Below are 15,954 nucleotides of genomic sequence, written 5' to 3' on the forward strand. Positions count from 1 at the left end.
CAAAACAAATAATGGAAATAAAGAATCATTCTCGCATCATCGTGATCGGTATCGGGCCGGGCTCGGCCGGTGATATAACGTCGGCGGCGCTCGATGCGCTTCGTCGTTGCGATGTCGTTGTTGGCTATCATGGCTATTTTCAATATATCAAGCCGTATTTGTCGGAAGGGGTTCCGTGTGTGGACAGCGGCATGAAACGTGAGAAAGAACGTGCAGAGAAGGCGTTTGATCTTGCCGAAGAAGGCAAAACCGTTTGTGTCATCAGTTCCGGCGATGCAGGCATTTACGGTATGGCACCGTTAGTACTCGAAATGAAGCATCAGCGACGTAGCGCGGTGATTGTCGAAGTGATACCCGGCGTGAGCGCTTTCCAAAAGGCGGCCGCGCTGCTCGGCTCGCCTGTAGGACATGACTTTTGTGTCGTTTCGCTGTCCGACCTGATGACGCCCTGGGCGTTGATTGAACGGCGTATCGTTGCGGCGGCAGAGGCCGATTTCGTTACGGCTGTCTATAATCCTAAAAGTGAGGGACGTTACTGGCAACTCTATCGTCTGAAAGAATTATTTCTGCAAAGTCGTTCACCACAGACACCTGTCGGGTTCGTACGTCAGGCCGGACGCGACGGCGAAGAGGTGGTCGTTACCACCTTGCAGGCCTTTGATCCGGAGCAGACGGATATGTTTACCGTCGTGCTTATCGGCAACTCGCAGTCGTTCGTCAGTGATGGGACATTCATTACGCCGCGCGGTTATTACCGTGAAGAAGAGCGTGAGGAAGGTGTCGGTATCGGTCAAGAGATTATGATGGAAAGTTTCCGCACCATCGAAGGAGAATTAAAACGGAAAGATATTGCGTTAGATCGCAAATGGGCTTTGCTGCATGCCATTCATACGACGGCCGATTTCGATATGGAGCGTGTCCTGTGGATGGATGAGGGGGCTGTCGCAAGACTGTATGAGACCTTGAGTTCGGGGCATGTGAAAACCATTGTCACAGACGTGACGATGGTGGCGTCGGGCATCCGGAAAGGCGCTTTGCAGCGTCTCGGCATCGAGGTGAAGTGTTATTTGAACGATGAACGTACCGCGACGCTTGCTGCCGATAAGCATATCACCCGTACACAGGCGGGCATACGTCTGGCTGTAGAGGAGCATCCTGACGCGCTGTTTGTCTTCGGCAATGCTCCGACGGCACTGATGGAGCTATGCTCGCTGATACGTAAGCACAAGGCGCATCCGTGCGGCATCGTTGCCGCACCGGTAGGGTTTGTACATGTCTGTGAAAGCAAGCAGATGGTCAAGCCGTTTGCCGGAATCCCGAAAATTATCATTGAAGGAAGAAAGGGAGGCAGCAACGTTGCGGCAACGCTTGTCAATGCAGTGCTTTGTTTTAACGATGCCGAGCAGCTCCGTCCCGGCCGCGACGTGTGAAAAGAATGAGTGCGATGCGTAAATTTTATGTGATCGGAATCAGTGACGAGCGCCGACTGCGCTTTCCTGCCGAGGTGGAACGGATCATTGCTTCAGGACGGGTGTTTTCGGGTGGGCGACGTCATCGCGAAATCGTACGGACGATGCTTCCCGATGAGGCGACATGGATTGATATTACCGTACCTCTCGACGATGTCTTCTTACAGTATGAAGAGCATCAGGAGATGGTTGTTTTTGCGTCGGGCGATCCGCTGTTTTTCGGCTTTGCCAATACCCTGCAACGCGTATTTCCCGATGCACAGACAGTGACTTTTCCTTCTTTTAATTCGCTCCAGATGCTGGCACACCGGTTAGAGATGCCGTATAATGAGATGTCGGTCGTGTCGTTGACCGGTCGTCCGTGGGATGATTTCGACGCTGCACTTATTGAAGGGCGTCCGCTAATCGGCGTGCTGACCGACCGTGAGAAGACGCCTCCGGTCATTGCCGCGCGGATGCTCGAATACGGTTATGACAATTACCGCATGGCCATCGGCGAGCGGCTGGGTAACGAAGCCGACGAACGTGTCCGTATGATGCAACCGGCCGATGTCGTACACGATACGTTTGCTGCTCCCAACTGTTTGATCCTGTCGCGCACGGCTGTTCGTTCGCGTCCGTTTGGCGTGTCGGAAAAGGCATTTTTTCTGCTCGACGGTCGGGTAAATATGATTACCAAGATGCCCGTCCGGTTGCTGACATTGAGCATGCTCGACCTGCGTCATCGCAGCTCGTTCTGGGACATCGGGTTTTGTACGGGTTCGGTATCGGTCGAGGCCAAACTGCAATTTCCTCACCTCCGTATTACGGCTTTCGAGAAACGTCCCGAAGGAGTTGGGATACTGTCTGATAACTGTCGTAAGTTCGGTACGCCGGGTATTACGGCTGTCACCGGTGACTTTATGGAGGTTGAATTGCATGAATATCCTACTCCCGACGCTGTCTTTATCGGAGGTCATGGAGGGCGACTTGTCGATATCTTGAGAAAAATTAATGCGTGCCTGCCGCCGGGCTGTCCCATCGTTTTCAACTCCGTGAGCGCTGCCAGTCGCGAAATGTTTAAAGAAGGAATCCGCGCCATCGGCCGCAACGTGAAAGAAACGGTCTGTATGACGGTTGATGCGCATAGTCCCATAGAAATAATCAAAGCAGAATGAAAGAAAATGTAGCTATTATCCTTGTTTCGGAGGCCGGGCTTCCGTTGGCTCAGACGATCCGGCGCGAGTTAGGAGCATCCTCCGCCGTTTATACCACGCATACGTTGGAAGGATGTGAGAATATCTCCTCTTATAACCGGTTCATGTCCGATCGTTTCCATGACTTCGGCGCGTTTGTGTTTATCGGTGCGCTGGGTATTTGTGTCCGCAGTATTGCGACATGCCTGAAAAATAAATATACCGATCCGGCCGTGGTCTGTACCGACAGTGCAGGCCGTTTCGTCGTATCCGTGTTGTCGGGACATATCGGCGGCGCCAACGACTGGACGCGGCGTATCGCAGCGATCACGGGAGGCGAGGCCGTGATCACGACGCAAAGCGATAGAGCTGATCTCTGGGCACTCGATACGCTTGGCCGTACTTACGGATGGAGAACGGCGGCGTCGCCGGCTGAGATGAACCGTATGATCGCGCTTTTCGTAGGTGGACGGCGCACGGCTTTGTTGCTCGAGATCAAAGACCGCGGCACGGAGTATCTGGAGCGCACGCTGCCGGAGCATGTTGATGTTTTCTACACCTATCATGATATACGTCCGCAGGAGTACGAGCTGATTATTGCGGTCAGCCCGTTTATTTATAACGCCGAGACACCGGTACTTTATTTCCGTCCGCGTGTGCTCCATGTAGGGATGGGATGTCGCAGGAACAGTCGTCCCGATGGAGTAGCGGCCTATATGGAGAAGGTGATGGAAGAACATGGACTTTCTCCGCTTGCGATTCGTTCCGTGTCGACGATCACGCTGAAGAAAGACGAACCGCTGTTTGCCGCGCTGGCGGAGGCGTGGAAGGCGGAGACACATATCTATGATGCTGTTGATTTGCAGGATACCGAAGTGCCGAACCCCTCGCAGAAAGTGTTTGAAACGACGGGTGTCTATGGTGTCTCGGAAGCTGTGTCACAGAAAGCGGCGAAGGGAACTACCCTTGTCTTGGAGAAACAGAAAGGAATACTGAATGCGGAGAGCGATTTCACGTTTGCCGTTGCGATGGATGCGGACAATTTGCGTGGCGGTTTTATCGAAATCGTAGGAGCAGGCCCCGGAGATCCCGAGCTGATCTCGGTACGTGGCAAACGTATGCTCGAAAGGGCCGATCTGATTTTGTACGCGGGCAGCCTGGTACCCCGCGAACTGACGCTCTATGCCAAACCCGGCGCGACGGTACGCAGCTCGGCCGATATGACCCTTGAGGAACAGTTTGCCCTGATGAAGGAATTTTACGACCGGGGGCTTTTCGTCGTGCGTCTGCATACAGGCGACCCATGTATCTATGGCGCTATTCAGGAGCAGATGGCTTTCTTCGACCGTTACGTAATGCGTTATCATATCACACCGGGCATTTCGTCGTTTCAGGCTGCCGCTGCGGCCTTGCAGTCGCAGTTCACGATTCCCGAGAAGGTACAGACGATTATTCTGACGCGCGGTCAGGGACGTACACCTATGCCCGAAAAAGAAAAGCTGCACCTCCTTGCCCAGTCGCAAAGCACCATGTGCATCTACCTCAGTGCGGCCATCGTCGATGAGGTGCAGGCCGAACTGCTCCGTGCGTATCCACCTGAAACGCCTGTTGCTGCCTGTTATAAACTGACATGGAAAGACGAGCGGATTTACCGCGGACAACTCAAAGATCTTGCGCGAATCGTAAAAGAAAATCACCTTACGCTCACAACGCTGCTCGTTGTCGGCGAGGCGATAGATAACCGTAGCGGATTGTCACATCTCTATTCGTCCGATTTTAAGCATATCTTCCGACCATGATTCTGATACTGGGCGGTACGACCGAAGGACGGAAAGCTGTATCTACGGTCGATGAGACGGGACAGCCGTATTACTATTCGACAAAAGAAGCAAATCAAAAGATTGATTGCAAGAATGGTATACGTCTCACCGGAGCGATGGATATCGACACGATGACGTCGTTCTGTCGTGAGAAAGGCATACGGCTTATCGTCGATGCCGCTCATCCTTTTGCCGAATTGTTGCATCAGACGGTTGCGGAGGTAGCCTCTCGTCTATCCTTGCCGGTGGTACGTTATGAACGGATTTATCCGCCGCGTAACAGCGAAGTCGTGTGGTGTGACAGTTATGCCGATGCCGTGCGAAAGCTCGAAGACGATGGAATTACTTTCCTGTTGGCGTTGACGGGAGTACAAACCATTACGAAACTGAAAGCTTACTGGCAGAAATATCATTGCGTCTTTCGTGTGTTGGATCAGCAAAGTTCGCTTGAGCTTGCCGAACGACAGGGAGTGGCCAGAAAAAATATCGTATTTTATCGTCCGGGAGAGGAAGAAGCACTGCTTTGTCGGGTGAAGCCTCAAGCTGTCCTGACAAAAGAGAGCGGGGAATCAGGCGGCTTTTCGGAGAAGCTTGCGGCAGCGAAGAAAATGAATATTCCGATTTACGCCGTCAAACGCCCGGTATTGCCATCCACTTTTATTGTGGTAACGGGATATTTCGGGTTGCGCAAACAGATCGAGCGTTTCGTCCCGGGATTTTTTTCGTTGCGTAGCGGATATACGACCGGGTCGTGTGCAACGGCTGCCGCGAAAGCGGCACTCCTCGCATTACTCACGGGATCGCCACAGAAAAACGTCACGTTTACGCTGCCCGACGACGAAGAGATGACGTTGCCTGTATCCGAAACGTTGATCGAAAAAGATGCGGCAACGGCAACTGTGGTGAAAGATTCGGGCGATGACCCTGATGTGACGAACGGCTGCAAAATCTGCGTGACGGTAGCGTTAGGCAAAGAGCCGGGCATCCGCTTTTTACAGGGCGAAGGCGTGGGGAAAGTAACGCTTCCCGGCCTTGGACTTGAAGTGGGCGGGCCGGCCATCAACCGTATTCCGCGACAGATGATCATTCATGAGTTATCTTCGTTATATGACGGAGGTCTCGATGTAACGGTCTCCGTGCCCGGTGGCGAAGCGCTTGCCGCACGGACGTTTAATCCGAAGCTCGGAGTTGTCGGCGGGATTTCAATTATCGGAACATCGGGCGTGGTGATGCCTTTTTCGTCGGAGGCTTTTGTTGAGGCGATCCGTCGCGAAATAGAGGTTTGTCGTGCACTCAGTCCCGATCGGTTAGTCATCAATTCGGGGGGGAAGAGCGAGCGGTTTATTAAAAAAGAATATCCCGAGCTGCCTGATCAGGCATTTGTACATTATGGAAACTTTATCGGCGAGACGCTGAAAATCGCGGCTGATCTGCGTATTCCGAATATAACGATGGGGATCATGATCGGGAAGGCCGTTAAGCTGGCAGAAGGTTTCCTTGATACGCACAGTAAAAAGACGGTGATGAACAAAGATTTTCTGGAGCAGGTTGCCGGAGAGTCGGGATGTACGCCACAGGCGTCTGACATGATTCGTGAAATGACCCTTGCGCGCGAACTATGGACACGGCTTTCCGTTTCCGACAAAGACCGTCTTTTCCCTGCCCTTCTGCGACTGTGTCTTCATCATTGCATGCCTTTGTTGCCTGAGAGTCATCTTACCATTCTGTTGATTGACGAGGATGGGAACATTCCATACCGGTTGGAATCTTCTCATCCTTCATGAGCTGACCGTACCGTGAAGCTGAAGGTGGCTCCCTGACCTTCGACACTGTCGACGGTAAGCGTTCCGCCGTTTCGTTCGACGAAGCTCTTGCAGACCATCAGTCCAAGGCCGCTTCCTGTCTCACCCCATGTGCCCGGAGTAGATTGTTCACGGTCGAGTTTGAAAAGATGAGAAATTTTATCGGAAGAGATACCGACACCGTTGTCTTTCACCGAGACATGTATCTCATGATCTTTCTTTGTAAGGCGAATCTCTATTTTCCCTCCTTGGTTTGTAAACTTAATGGCGTTGGAGAGCAGATTGCGGAAGACGGTGGCAATCATGTTGCGGTCGCCGTTAGCGAGACATGCTTCAGTAAAATCTGTTGTCAGTGTAATATCTTTGTTTGTATACGCGATTTGTAATAGTTCGATTTCACTTTTCAATGTCGTCCCCAACTCGAATACGGAAGGTTTGTACGGAAGACGTCCGGTTTGTACACGTGCCCAGTCGAGCAGGTTATAGAGCAGCTCGACCTGCGAGTCGGCCGACTTCAGGAGCATCTCGTAATACTCAGCAAGTGAGTTTTCGTCGAGCAGATGGCCGTTGCTGACAAGTCCCTGTAAGGCATTACGCTGAGCAACAGCCGGGTTTTTAAGGTCGTGCGAGATGATGGAGAAGAACTTGTCTTTCGTCGCATTCATTTCGTAAAGTTCGCGGTTACGACGGCGTTGCAGCCTGATAAAGAAGTACGACAAGACAAGCAGTACAATGAGAATGGAGGCAACGATAACGGACGAGATAATAATTACGCGGCGGTTGGCTTTCACCTTCTCGTGCTGTAGGTTCAAGCGATTGATCTCGACTTCGCTTTTCCTTCGCTCGTATCGGATGCTGTTTTGAGCTACTTCCTGCTCGTTGCGTTGTTTGGAGATGCTGTCGCGGTATTGGAGGCATAAGGCTTGCTGTTCAAACGCTTTTCTGTAGTTCCCTTGCTGTCGGTAATACTCGGTCAGACAGTAATACACCTCTTCCAGATGCCCGAACGAACGTACTCTCAGCGCTTCCTGTTCTGTCTCTTCGAGTAAAGTATAAGCCTTGGGCAGATCGTGTTTGAGTAGATAAATCCATGCCATCGATAGACTTGCTTTCAGACGATTCCACGTGTCGTACTGACCGTCGTTAAGCAGTTCATAAGCTTTTTGATGATGGGCAAGTGCCGCGTCGATGCTGTCGTAGTGCATCATAAGCTGTCCGAGTCGGTTGTGGCAGATACCTATACCCAACTGCGATCCGGCCTGTATATCGTATTCGAGCGCTTTGTGATACATCACGTAAGCCGAGTCGAACATGTTGCGGTGTTCGTAAATGTTGCCGATAGTCGAGTAGTTTTTAGCCATTCCGAGAATGTTGCCCAACTCTTTGTCCAACGCCAGAGCACGACGGAAAAATACTTCTGCTTCCTCTCCGTTGTTCAGATATTTGTATATGTTTCCGAGGTTATTGTAAATATGCGAACGCAATTCTTTGCCTTTGTCCGTGTTGCGGAGCGAGTATTGTTCAGCCATATTGAGAGCTGTATAGAGTTGATCCGAAGCTTCGAACATAGCGCCCATGCGTCGGTAACACGTCCCCACGTTATGGAGGATATTAATATGTAACGCCGTATCTCCCGTATGCTCCGAAACTTTAATCCCATGGCGGTAATTCGCGATGGCCGACGTGTACTCTTGTTGGTGCTGGAGTGCCTGTGCCGAGGTATAGTAGGCCATGGCTACAGCCGTACTGTCGCCGGCTCGTCGCAGTCCGGCAAGGGTTTGTGCCAAGGAGTCGGGATGGTCCAAATGGCGTGTTTTAAGTGCGTTCTCCAGCGAGTCTTTCCGTGTTTCGAGCGCTTCCCAATACTCTCTGACCGATTCGTTTTGTGTGCAACCGAAACAACCGAGCCATATCACGATGATAATTTGACAGGAGGTAATAAATCTGAAAGAATAAAATATCTTTGATATCCTTTTATAATTATCCCGCTTCATTAGTATTCTTACTTACTGGCAAAAAACTTAATGAAAGGCAATCAAACCTTTCTCCATCGCATATTTTATCATTTCGTATTTATTGTTGATCCCCATTTTCGAAAAGATATGCTGTTTATGATTACTGATTGTGCGCGCACTCAGAAATAGTTGCTCGGCTATTTCTTTCGTTGAGAATCCTTTGCCACACAAGTCGATGATTTCGAGTTCTCGTTGGGTGAATATACCGTCTGATAGTTTGTTTTTCGACACACGTATCTCATAAATGATTTTCGCAATGTCGCGTCCGAAATATTCGAATCCGTCTTTTACATTATTGATCGCTTGAAAGAGTTCGTAGTTCGTGTAGTTTTTACTGATATATCCGTCGATACCGATCTTCATCAATTCGAGTATCGTTTTCTGATTCGATTCTGACGAAAGCATCAGGATCGCAATCTCAGGATATTCGCGACGTAGAATTTTAACCACTTCGATACCAGACATCTCCGGCATGATGACATCCAGCAGTACAACATCAGGCTTAATCCCTTTCCGGAGCAACGAAAGCAGTTCTTTCCCCGAACTCGCTTCACCTACGAGCTCATACGCCTCTTTACGGGAAAGAAGCGTCAGCCGAATACCGGACCGGATGAGCGGATGATCATCCACAGTAATGATTTTGACTTGCATGACTTTCTATTCAGACTACAAATATACACGTTTTTTTGCATATTTCCAAGGTCTCATCTTAGGGAAAAGATTGTTTTTTTGCTGAAAAAATGAGTAATTTACTCATGCGGAATTGAGTAATTTACTCATTGATTTCTGAAGTATACTTTCGTACTTTTGTGTCGGATTTAGTTAAAGAGAATAGATGGCTTTAAAAGAAGTAGACAGGAAGAGGCTTGTAATGCGGGCTAAACGTTTGCAGCGGTATAACGAGATGTTGCTGGAACTGTGTGAAAACTGGAAGGACTCTTCTAACTATCGTCCATGGGAAGAAGAGAGGGGCAGCTGTTGGCGAAACATCAGAAACAAGTGTTTGAGAAACTTTTTTAAGATATGACTATAAATACTTAAATAACAAAGATTATGGCTTATACAAAAACAACAACTACGGGCTACGGGCAGCGTCTGTCCGGCTCATTAAAGGGAATTGTGGGTGGTTTGGTAATGTTTGTTGCCGGCACATGTCTACTTTGGTGGAATGAAGGCCGCGCAGTCAAAACGGCTAAAGCAATTAAGGAAGCTCAATCCGTAGCGGTACACGTCGACGACGTTTCGTCGGTCGATCCTTCGATCAACGGAAAACTTATTCACGCCTCTGCCTTTGCCGATACGAAAGATACACTTTCGGATGGTATCTTTGGTGTTCGCGAACAGGCCATCAAATTGAAACGTACGGTAGAATACTATCAATGGGTAGAGGAAACGAAGACCGAGAAGCGGGACAAAATAGGAGGTGGTCAGGAAACGGTTACCACCTATACGTACGAGGCCAAATGGGTTGAATCTCCCGTTAAATCGTCCGACTTTGAAGATCCGGAATTTCGGGGAGAAAACTTTGTGCTGACGAACGTGGAAAACCAAAATCAGGTGGCTCCTACTGTGACCTTCGGCGGGTATGTGCTGCCCGACTTTCTCAAGAGTGGAATAAGCGGTATGAAACCGGCTCAAGTGAACATGACGGAAGCGCAGATCATCGAATGGAACAATGAAATACGCAAGTCACTCGGGATTGACTTCAATGAATCGGCCGAAAGTAAAAAGAAAGAAGGCCCGGAGCGCGAGGGGAATCGTACACGGAGTTCGTTGCCGGGTATAGGAGACAGCACGGAATTGGTCCACGTCAAGGATAACGTCGTGTATTTCGGCAAGTCGCCGAGTAATCCCCGCGTGGGCGATGTGCGCGTGACGATCGATAAAGTGGTACCTGCCGATGTGTCGTTAATCGCCAAAGTAAACGGATCGACATTCGAAGATTACATAGCGAAGAACGGCGAGTCGTTCTCACGCATCGAGATGGGAATAATCAGTGCTGAAAATATGTTTCAGCATGCGCACGACGAAAACACGATGATGACTTGGATTCTGCGCCTCGTCGGGCTGTTGCTCGTGGTGGGCGGTCTTAAGGCGATGTTCAGTATCGTGACAACCTTGTTGAAGGTATTACCGTTTTTGGCGAATATTGCCGATGTGGGAATCGGGATCGTATGCGGAGTATTAGGTTTCGTATGGTCGTTGCTTGTGATAGGGATAGCATGGCTTGTTTTCCGCCCGGTTATCGGTATCGCGTTGCTTGTCGTGGCTGTCGGTGGAATAATTTTCCTGAAAAGCCGTGCGAAAAAGAAAGCTCAGGATAATGTATTAAATGGTACTCCTCCGCCACCACCTACCGCAACGAGATAGTATGATGTAAGAAAAAGTCTTTTAGCAAGGAAAAGATATGAAAGTTTTTGTAAACGACGTTGAAATTGAAATCTTTTGTGGTGCACGTGCCCGCGATGCTGTTCTGAGTTATCTCAGCGGCATCGGCAGGCGTGCCGGCAAGAAAAAGATGAAGATCAAAGATGAGTGGCAGAACACAATCTCGGACGACAGTCCGATGTCGGAAAACAGACGGATATATATTGAGTGAGTAGTCACTGATCAGCAGCAAGGAAGAGAAGAATGAAAAATAAAATCATATAAATAAAAGGAGAGATGGGACTAATTATCATAGGCGGAATTATAGGCTTTGTAACGTTATGGGTCATTGCAGTACAGCGAGGGTTGGTGCACCGGGAGGAATTATGTACGAATGCGTTGAGCCAAATCGGTGTGCAGTTATCGAGCCGCTGGGATTTGGTTACCGCCTTGACGCGCATGGTCAAGCAGTATGCCGAGCATGAATACCAAACCTTAACCGATGTGATCGGGATGCGTCGAGATTTGGATACCGGGGTTTCGGTGCGCGACATCGAGGAGCAGGAGAACTTGCTCGGTCGTCTCGTCGGAGATATCCGTGTGGTGAGTGAACAATATCCCACGCTCAAGGCTGATCATGTGTATATCGAAACCATGAGTACGATGCGAGAGTTTGAAGAAAACGTACGACTTAGCCGGATGGTATATAATGATTCGGTGACACGATTCAACCGTTTTGTACGTCAGATACCCAATAATTTTGTGGCAGGAATGTTTGGCATCCGTATTTATGAATATTTGAGAGACGATATGAAGAAACAGGATTTTCCACAGGTATGATGAAACGACTCTGGGGCATATCGGTCCTTGTGATCAACATACCAAAAACAGCGAATAGAGATGAAACGAATAATTTTAACGGTCGCATTGTCGACACTGGCAGCCCTCGCCTTGTGGGCACAAGAAACAGCCGAGAAGGCGTTTACTCAACTGACATGGATCGATGCCAATGTCGAAGGCGAATATTCGCAGGCACGTTTCGGGTACGACAAGAGTACGTTTACCGTAGTCCGCAAACGTTGTGAGACACTGCCCACCGATCACCCGTGTTACGATGCGGAGAACACAACGGATTATGTGTTAGTTGGCACGTATCAAAACGCTTCGATGACGTCGCCTATCTATATCCTCTACACTCCTGGTATGAGTGCTGACCCGGCGTTTCGCATCGTAGAAGAGAGCGGTCGGACACTTTTGGACGAGTTGGCTGACGAACTATGCATTCATGCATCGGGTATTATCTACATGGCCGGGCATACGAACAAAATGATCAACGAACGACGTAAATACACGTATACTGCGGGACATCTGACGGAAACGCCACAGCCCTATCTGTATGCCGGTATCAAAGGTAAGCTCCGAAAACCGGTGACACTATACAGCGATCGTACCCGAGGCGTGGTCGTGGCGAATTTGCCCGTCGGCTACGAGGTGGAAGTTCTGCTGTCCGAAAATACGGAACCGCTCGCGGAGGAACTTCCGAAGCATTACCTCGTGCGTACGGCTTTCGGACTCGTCGGATGGTTGCGCCTGACGGACGAAGATATGTATTATCTCAATCCCGTCGTACAGGGGCTGGGCTATATGGGAGACTGAGATTCCACTTCCCGCCGGAATCGAAAAGTGAACTGTAACGGCCGGGGCAGGCAGGAGAGAGGCCTTTTCTCTCCGATTTGCGGCCGTCCGGCCATTATGATAAATAATTAAGAGAAGAAACGAAAATGAGAACATTACTTTTGCTGATGTTTGCCGCCGGCATCCAGGCATGTTGCGAACAAAGCCGGGCAGGCGACATCGCCGCGCCCGAAAAAAACAGAATCATGGAAACGATAGAAACCGCTTCGATAACCGAAATGGAACAAGCTGCCTTGCAGTGGCTTACCCATCTCTTTACGTGCCGAGACGGAAGCGGGTATTGTTTCCCCGATTTCGATACAGAATTTACAACCGAACGTATGAACGAGTTCTGGGGCGAAGCTATCGAACTGTACAGCGGATTCTTCGAAGGAAGCGACGAGGAACTTCAGGCGGCCATCAAACGTTACCGGCAGAAGTGGAACGGCATCTATCCGATCAAAGAAGACGATTATAACTATTTCGGTGTCGGGAATGGCGATACGGAAAAGCTCAAAGATATACGCATCACACCGCAGGGTGATCTGAAATTCCACGTCTTCATTGACTTCGGTTACGCGTCGAGTCATACCGATGTGATGCTCGTAAAACATGCCGACAGCTTCCTGATCGACTATATGAAAGTGAATGACGTGAAAATTAACGAAAGTGAATAGATGGATTAATTATAAATGTTTAAAAGTTAAAGAGATGAAGATTGTTTTTTGTTTTTTTGCGATGCTTTTTTTTACTGGGATGGCATGTGCCCATAAGAATGAGGATGCCAGTCGATCTGCGATCGATTCGAGTCTGCTTACTATTGTGGACAGCATCAATGATGAGCATGATGATAACGATGTGGCCGATGCGTTTATTCCCTCCGACTATCTGTTAGCCATAGCTATAAGTAGCGAAGACGGGAGGCGATTGCTCGTCGTCAGTGAAACGGACGAAGATGATGTTTTTGCAGACATTCGCCCTGATGCTGTTACCACCTGCTTTTACAACGGTCAGCTTTATCCGGTTCGCTACGTTGGAAAGCAAAAAGAGAGCGATGAAAGTACCGGTCGCGTAACGACACAAAACTTCAAAGACCTTGGAGGATACGTGTATGAATTGATTTCAAGTAAATTACCTCTTGAGGAAGACAATGACGTTTATTATGTACTGCTTTCCGACAGGAAATTCGCCGACGATTTTTCGCCTGTAAAGATGGAGGAATATGTCGATCAAGATGATGAAGGAAATATCGTCTACGACGACTATGCAACCCGCCGCATAGAGCAGACGCGCGGCGATCTAGCGAAGCGATACGGTCGGAAGATCAAGACTGTTGAGGCTGTTTCCGCAACATCCGACGGTGAATATTTCGTCTATTCCGTGCAGTTCGAAAATAAAGGTACGGAAGCGCTCGGTTTGGTGGCACTCGAAACCCCCGACGGATATTCGATACTCGAAGAGCCGGCTGAGTACGATGAGATTTCGACTTGGCGTGTCGATGATGAAGGCTATTATGCAGCCCCTCATGTAGTCGAATTTTTCCGGAAATATGACGGAGTACGGCTGATTTTACTCGAACGCATCGGTGCGGAAGGATCTAATTTCGAATTTTATATAAGTCATGAAGACGGCAAACTGAAACGATATGGCAGGGATTGGTACTTTTATTTCGCACCTATCTGATGTGGTAACACAAAAATGATCCTGAAAGCCGTCTTCAAACTGTCCGTCGGAATGAAGTACGGCTTTTTCGTTGTTTCTACTCTGTTTTTGAAATGGGACGACTGCCCAAACGATACTCCACAGGGATAACCGTCGGTCGATAAAAAAGCATACGGTCTGCTATACGAAACGAAGCAGGAAATCTGACTGTCTGATCCTCACAAAATAAGTTTGGCTTTTCGTCGTACATCTTTTATCTTTGTCCCCCATAGATGTAAAATGAGAAACATAAAATCAAAACGTATGAAGAAAAAATGTATCGCATGGGCCGCCTGTCTGTTCTTGGCGGCAGGTTCTGAAGTGTTAGCATGTACCGGCTTGCTGGTAGGAAAAAAAGCTTCGACAGACGGTTCGGTTATGATTAGTTATTCGGCAGATTCCCATACGCTTTACGGCGAAATGTATCGTTGGCCGGCTGCAACGTATCCGCAAGGCACGATGCTTGAGGTATCGGAGTGGGATACCGGCAAGCCGCTGGGTAAGATTGCGCAAGTGACACAGACGTACTCCGTGATCGGAAACATGAATGAATATCAAGTGGCCATTACAGAGAGCACATTTGGCGGACGTCCGGAGTTGGTTGATACAACCGGAATTATGGATTACGGTAGCTTGATTTATATTGCCTTGCAACGCTCGAAGTCGGCTCGTGAGGCGATTAAGGTGATGACTGACTTGGTGGCTGAATACGGTTATTATAGCAGTGGTGAGTCGTTCTCAATTGCCGACAAAAACGAGGTTTGGATCATGGAGATGGTCGGAAAAGGAGTCGGTAACAAGGGAGCTTTGTGGGTCGCCATCCGTATTCCGGACGATTGCATCGCTGCGCATGCCAACCAATCGCGTATCCATCAAATTCCGTTCGATGACAAGGAGAACTGTATGTATGCACCCGATGTCGTTTCGTATGCGCGTGAAAAAGGGTATTTCAAAGGCAAAGATAAAGAGTTCAGTTTTGCCAATGCGTACTGTCCCTATGATTTCAGCGGATTGCGTGCTTGCGAAGCGCGTGTATGGTCGTTTTTCCGTCTGTATGACAAAGGGATGAGCAAGTACGAGGCTTTTGTCAGAGGCGATGCGACAAAAGAACCGATGCCGCTTTATATCAAACCTGACCGCAAACTATCGGTGCAGGATGTACAACAGGCTATGCGTAACCACTACGAAGGAACGAGTATGGATATGACGAAAGATATCGGTGCCGGAGCATACAAGGTGCCTTATCGCTGGCGTCCGATGCACTTCACCGTAGACGGGCAGAAATACCTGCACGAACGTGCCATCGCCACACAGCAAACGGGTTTTGTCATCGTGCCGCAGATGCGTAGCTGGCTGCCTGATGCCATTGGCGGAATCTTATGGTTTGGGGTCGATGATGCCAACACGACTGTCTTTAACCCTGTTTATGCCTCTTCACTGGCAGTACCCGAATGCTACCGGGTGGGCAATGGCGATATGTTGACTTTTTCATGGAGTTCGGCTTTCTGGATTCATAATTGGGTGGCGAATATGGCATACCATAAATATAGCTTTATGATCGAAGATATTCGGAAGGTGCAAACCGAGTTGGAGAACGGATATCGTGATGCTCTCCCGGCTATCGACAAAGCTGCGTTGGCATTGTATGAAAAAAGTCCTGAAGAGGCACGCCGCTTTCTGACATGGTACAGTACGACGACAGCCGATCAGGCAACCGCACGTTGGAAGAAACTGGGCGAATATCTGATGGTCAAATATATTGATGGAAACGTGAAGAAAGAGCAGGACGGACGGTTCAAGCGTAACCCCTATGGACTTCCTGCTGCGCCCGATTTCCCCGGATACGACGAAGAATATTATAAAGAAATTGTTCGTAAAGGCGGTGAACAATTGAAGGTGCAATGATGTTCTATCATTGAACGATAAAAAAG

13 protein-coding genes are annotated in these 15,954 nt (G+C 49.1%); 11 read left to right on the forward strand and 2 right to left on the reverse strand.

What is annotated here, in order from left to right:
* Positions 1-11 precede the first annotated feature (11 nt).
* Genes cobJ through cbiD form a run of 4 tightly spaced genes read left to right on the forward strand, consistent with a single transcriptional unit; the run spans position 12 to position 6,248 of the window.
* Positions 12-1,430, forward strand: a complete 1,419-nt coding sequence (gene cobJ / locus ACTTKA_RS00055) for a precorrin-3B C(17)-methyltransferase (protein ID WP_442723498.1) — start codon at positions 12-14, stop codon at positions 1,428-1,430.
* Between the two features lie 14 nt (positions 1,431-1,444).
* Positions 1,445-2,626 carry a precorrin-6y C5,15-methyltransferase (decarboxylating) subunit CbiE gene (cbiE, locus tag ACTTKA_RS00060; protein WP_442723499.1) on the forward strand — a complete coding sequence of 394 codons (1,182 nt, stop codon included), beginning with the start codon at positions 1,445-1,447 and terminating at the stop codon, positions 2,624-2,626.
* On the forward strand, positions 2,623-4,443 hold the full coding sequence (gene cobM / locus ACTTKA_RS00065; protein ID WP_442723500.1) for a precorrin-4 C(11)-methyltransferase: 1,821 nt from the start codon (positions 2,623-2,625) through the stop codon (positions 4,441-4,443). Before cbiE ends, cobM begins: the two co-directional genes overlap by 4 nt.
* A complete protein-coding gene (gene cbiD, locus ACTTKA_RS00070) occupies positions 4,440-6,248 on the forward strand; it encodes a cobalt-precorrin-5B (C(1))-methyltransferase CbiD (RefSeq protein WP_442723501.1) in 1,809 nt (602 codons plus the stop codon). Before cobM ends, cbiD begins: the two co-directional genes overlap by 4 nt.
* Here cbiD and ACTTKA_RS00075 read toward each other — a convergent pair.
* Both ACTTKA_RS00075 and ACTTKA_RS00080 read right to left on the reverse strand, forming a co-directional pair.
* Positions 6,236-8,182 (reverse strand): tetratricopeptide repeat-containing sensor histidine kinase, encoded by a 1,947-nt coding sequence (locus ACTTKA_RS00075; RefSeq protein ID WP_442723502.1) that lies wholly within the window; start codon positions 8,180-8,182, stop codon positions 6,236-6,238. The two genes, cbiD and ACTTKA_RS00075, sit on opposite strands and share 13 nt — an antisense overlap.
* Positions 8,183-8,287: 105 nt before the next feature.
* Entirely contained in the window at positions 8,288-8,932 is a 645-nt protein-coding gene (locus ACTTKA_RS00080; protein WP_442713223.1) for a response regulator transcription factor, read from the reverse strand.
* A gap of 402 nt (positions 8,933-9,334) precedes the next feature.
* Here ACTTKA_RS00080 and ACTTKA_RS00085 point away from each other — a divergent pair, with 402 nt between their 5' ends.
* The 7 genes from ACTTKA_RS00085 to ACTTKA_RS00115 all read left to right on the forward strand — a co-directional run bounded on the left by ACTTKA_RS00085 (position 9,335) and on the right by ACTTKA_RS00115 (position 15,928).
* Complete coding sequence (locus ACTTKA_RS00085) at positions 9,335-10,651, forward strand: TMEM43 family protein (protein WP_442723503.1); 1,317 nt, start codon at positions 9,335-9,337, stop codon at positions 10,649-10,651.
* A 37-nt stretch (positions 10,652-10,688) separates the two neighbouring features.
* The gene (locus tag ACTTKA_RS00090; RefSeq protein WP_442713221.1) at positions 10,689-10,880 is read left to right on the forward strand and encodes a hypothetical protein; all 192 of its coding nucleotides are present in this window, start codon (positions 10,689-10,691) and stop codon (positions 10,878-10,880) included.
* A 65-nt stretch (positions 10,881-10,945) separates the two neighbouring features.
* Positions 10,946-11,488, forward strand: a complete 543-nt coding sequence (locus ACTTKA_RS00095; RefSeq protein ID WP_442723504.1) for a LemA family protein — start codon at positions 10,946-10,948, stop codon at positions 11,486-11,488.
* 60 nt (positions 11,489-11,548) lie between these two features.
* Entirely contained in the window at positions 11,549-12,304 is a 756-nt protein-coding gene (locus tag ACTTKA_RS00100; protein ID WP_442723505.1) for a hypothetical protein, read from the forward strand.
* 125 nt (positions 12,305-12,429) lie between these two features.
* On the forward strand, positions 12,430-12,999 hold the full coding sequence (locus ACTTKA_RS00105) for a hypothetical protein (RefSeq protein WP_442723506.1): 570 nt from the start codon (positions 12,430-12,432) through the stop codon (positions 12,997-12,999).
* 79 nt (positions 13,000-13,078) lie between these two features.
* Positions 13,079-14,005 carry a hypothetical protein gene (locus ACTTKA_RS00110; protein ID WP_442723507.1) on the forward strand — a complete coding sequence of 309 codons (927 nt, stop codon included), beginning with the start codon at positions 13,079-13,081 and terminating at the stop codon, positions 14,003-14,005.
* A 282-nt stretch (positions 14,006-14,287) separates the two neighbouring features.
* On the forward strand, positions 14,288-15,928 hold the full coding sequence (locus ACTTKA_RS00115) for a dipeptidase (protein WP_442713216.1): 1,641 nt from the start codon (positions 14,288-14,290) through the stop codon (positions 15,926-15,928).
* The last annotated feature ends 26 nt before the right edge of the window (positions 15,929-15,954 follow it).

The sequence above is a fragment of the Tannerella sp. genome (genome assembly GCF_052170195.1).
Classification (GTDB): Bacteria; Bacteroidota; Bacteroidia; order Bacteroidales; family Tannerellaceae; genus Tannerella.

What these genes read in the sequence shown, in the direction of transcription:
- cobJ (WP_442723498.1), top strand. Translation starts at nt 12, where the DNA reads ATGGAAATAAAGAATCATTCTCGCATCATCGTGATCGGTATCGGGCCG.
- cbiE (WP_442723499.1), top strand. Translation starts at nt 1,445, where the DNA reads ATGCGTAAATTTTATGTGATCGGAATCAGTGACGAGCGCCGACTGCGC.
- cobM (WP_442723500.1), top strand. Translation starts at nt 2,623, where the DNA reads ATGAAAGAAAATGTAGCTATTATCCTTGTTTCGGAGGCCGGGCTTCCG.
- cbiD (WP_442723501.1), top strand. Translation starts at nt 4,440, where the DNA reads ATGATTCTGATACTGGGCGGTACGACCGAAGGACGGAAAGCTGTATCT.
- ACTTKA_RS00080 (WP_442713223.1), bottom strand. Translation starts at nt 8,932, where the DNA reads ATGCAAGTCAAAATCATTACTGTGGATGATCATCCGCTCATCCGGTCC.
- ACTTKA_RS00085 (WP_442723503.1), top strand. Translation starts at nt 9,335, where the DNA reads ATGGCTTATACAAAAACAACAACTACGGGCTACGGGCAGCGTCTGTCC.
- ACTTKA_RS00090 (WP_442713221.1), top strand. Translation starts at nt 10,689, where the DNA reads ATGAAAGTTTTTGTAAACGACGTTGAAATTGAAATCTTTTGTGGTGCA.
- ACTTKA_RS00095 (WP_442723504.1), top strand. Translation starts at nt 10,946, where the DNA reads ATGGGACTAATTATCATAGGCGGAATTATAGGCTTTGTAACGTTATGG.
- ACTTKA_RS00100 (WP_442723505.1), top strand. Translation starts at nt 11,549, where the DNA reads ATGAAACGAATAATTTTAACGGTCGCATTGTCGACACTGGCAGCCCTC.
- ACTTKA_RS00105 (WP_442723506.1), top strand. Translation starts at nt 12,430, where the DNA reads ATGAGAACATTACTTTTGCTGATGTTTGCCGCCGGCATCCAGGCATGT.
- ACTTKA_RS00110 (WP_442723507.1), top strand. Translation starts at nt 13,079, where the DNA reads ATGGCATGTGCCCATAAGAATGAGGATGCCAGTCGATCTGCGATCGAT.
- ACTTKA_RS00115 (WP_442713216.1), top strand. Translation starts at nt 14,288, where the DNA reads ATGAAGAAAAAATGTATCGCATGGGCCGCCTGTCTGTTCTTGGCGGCA.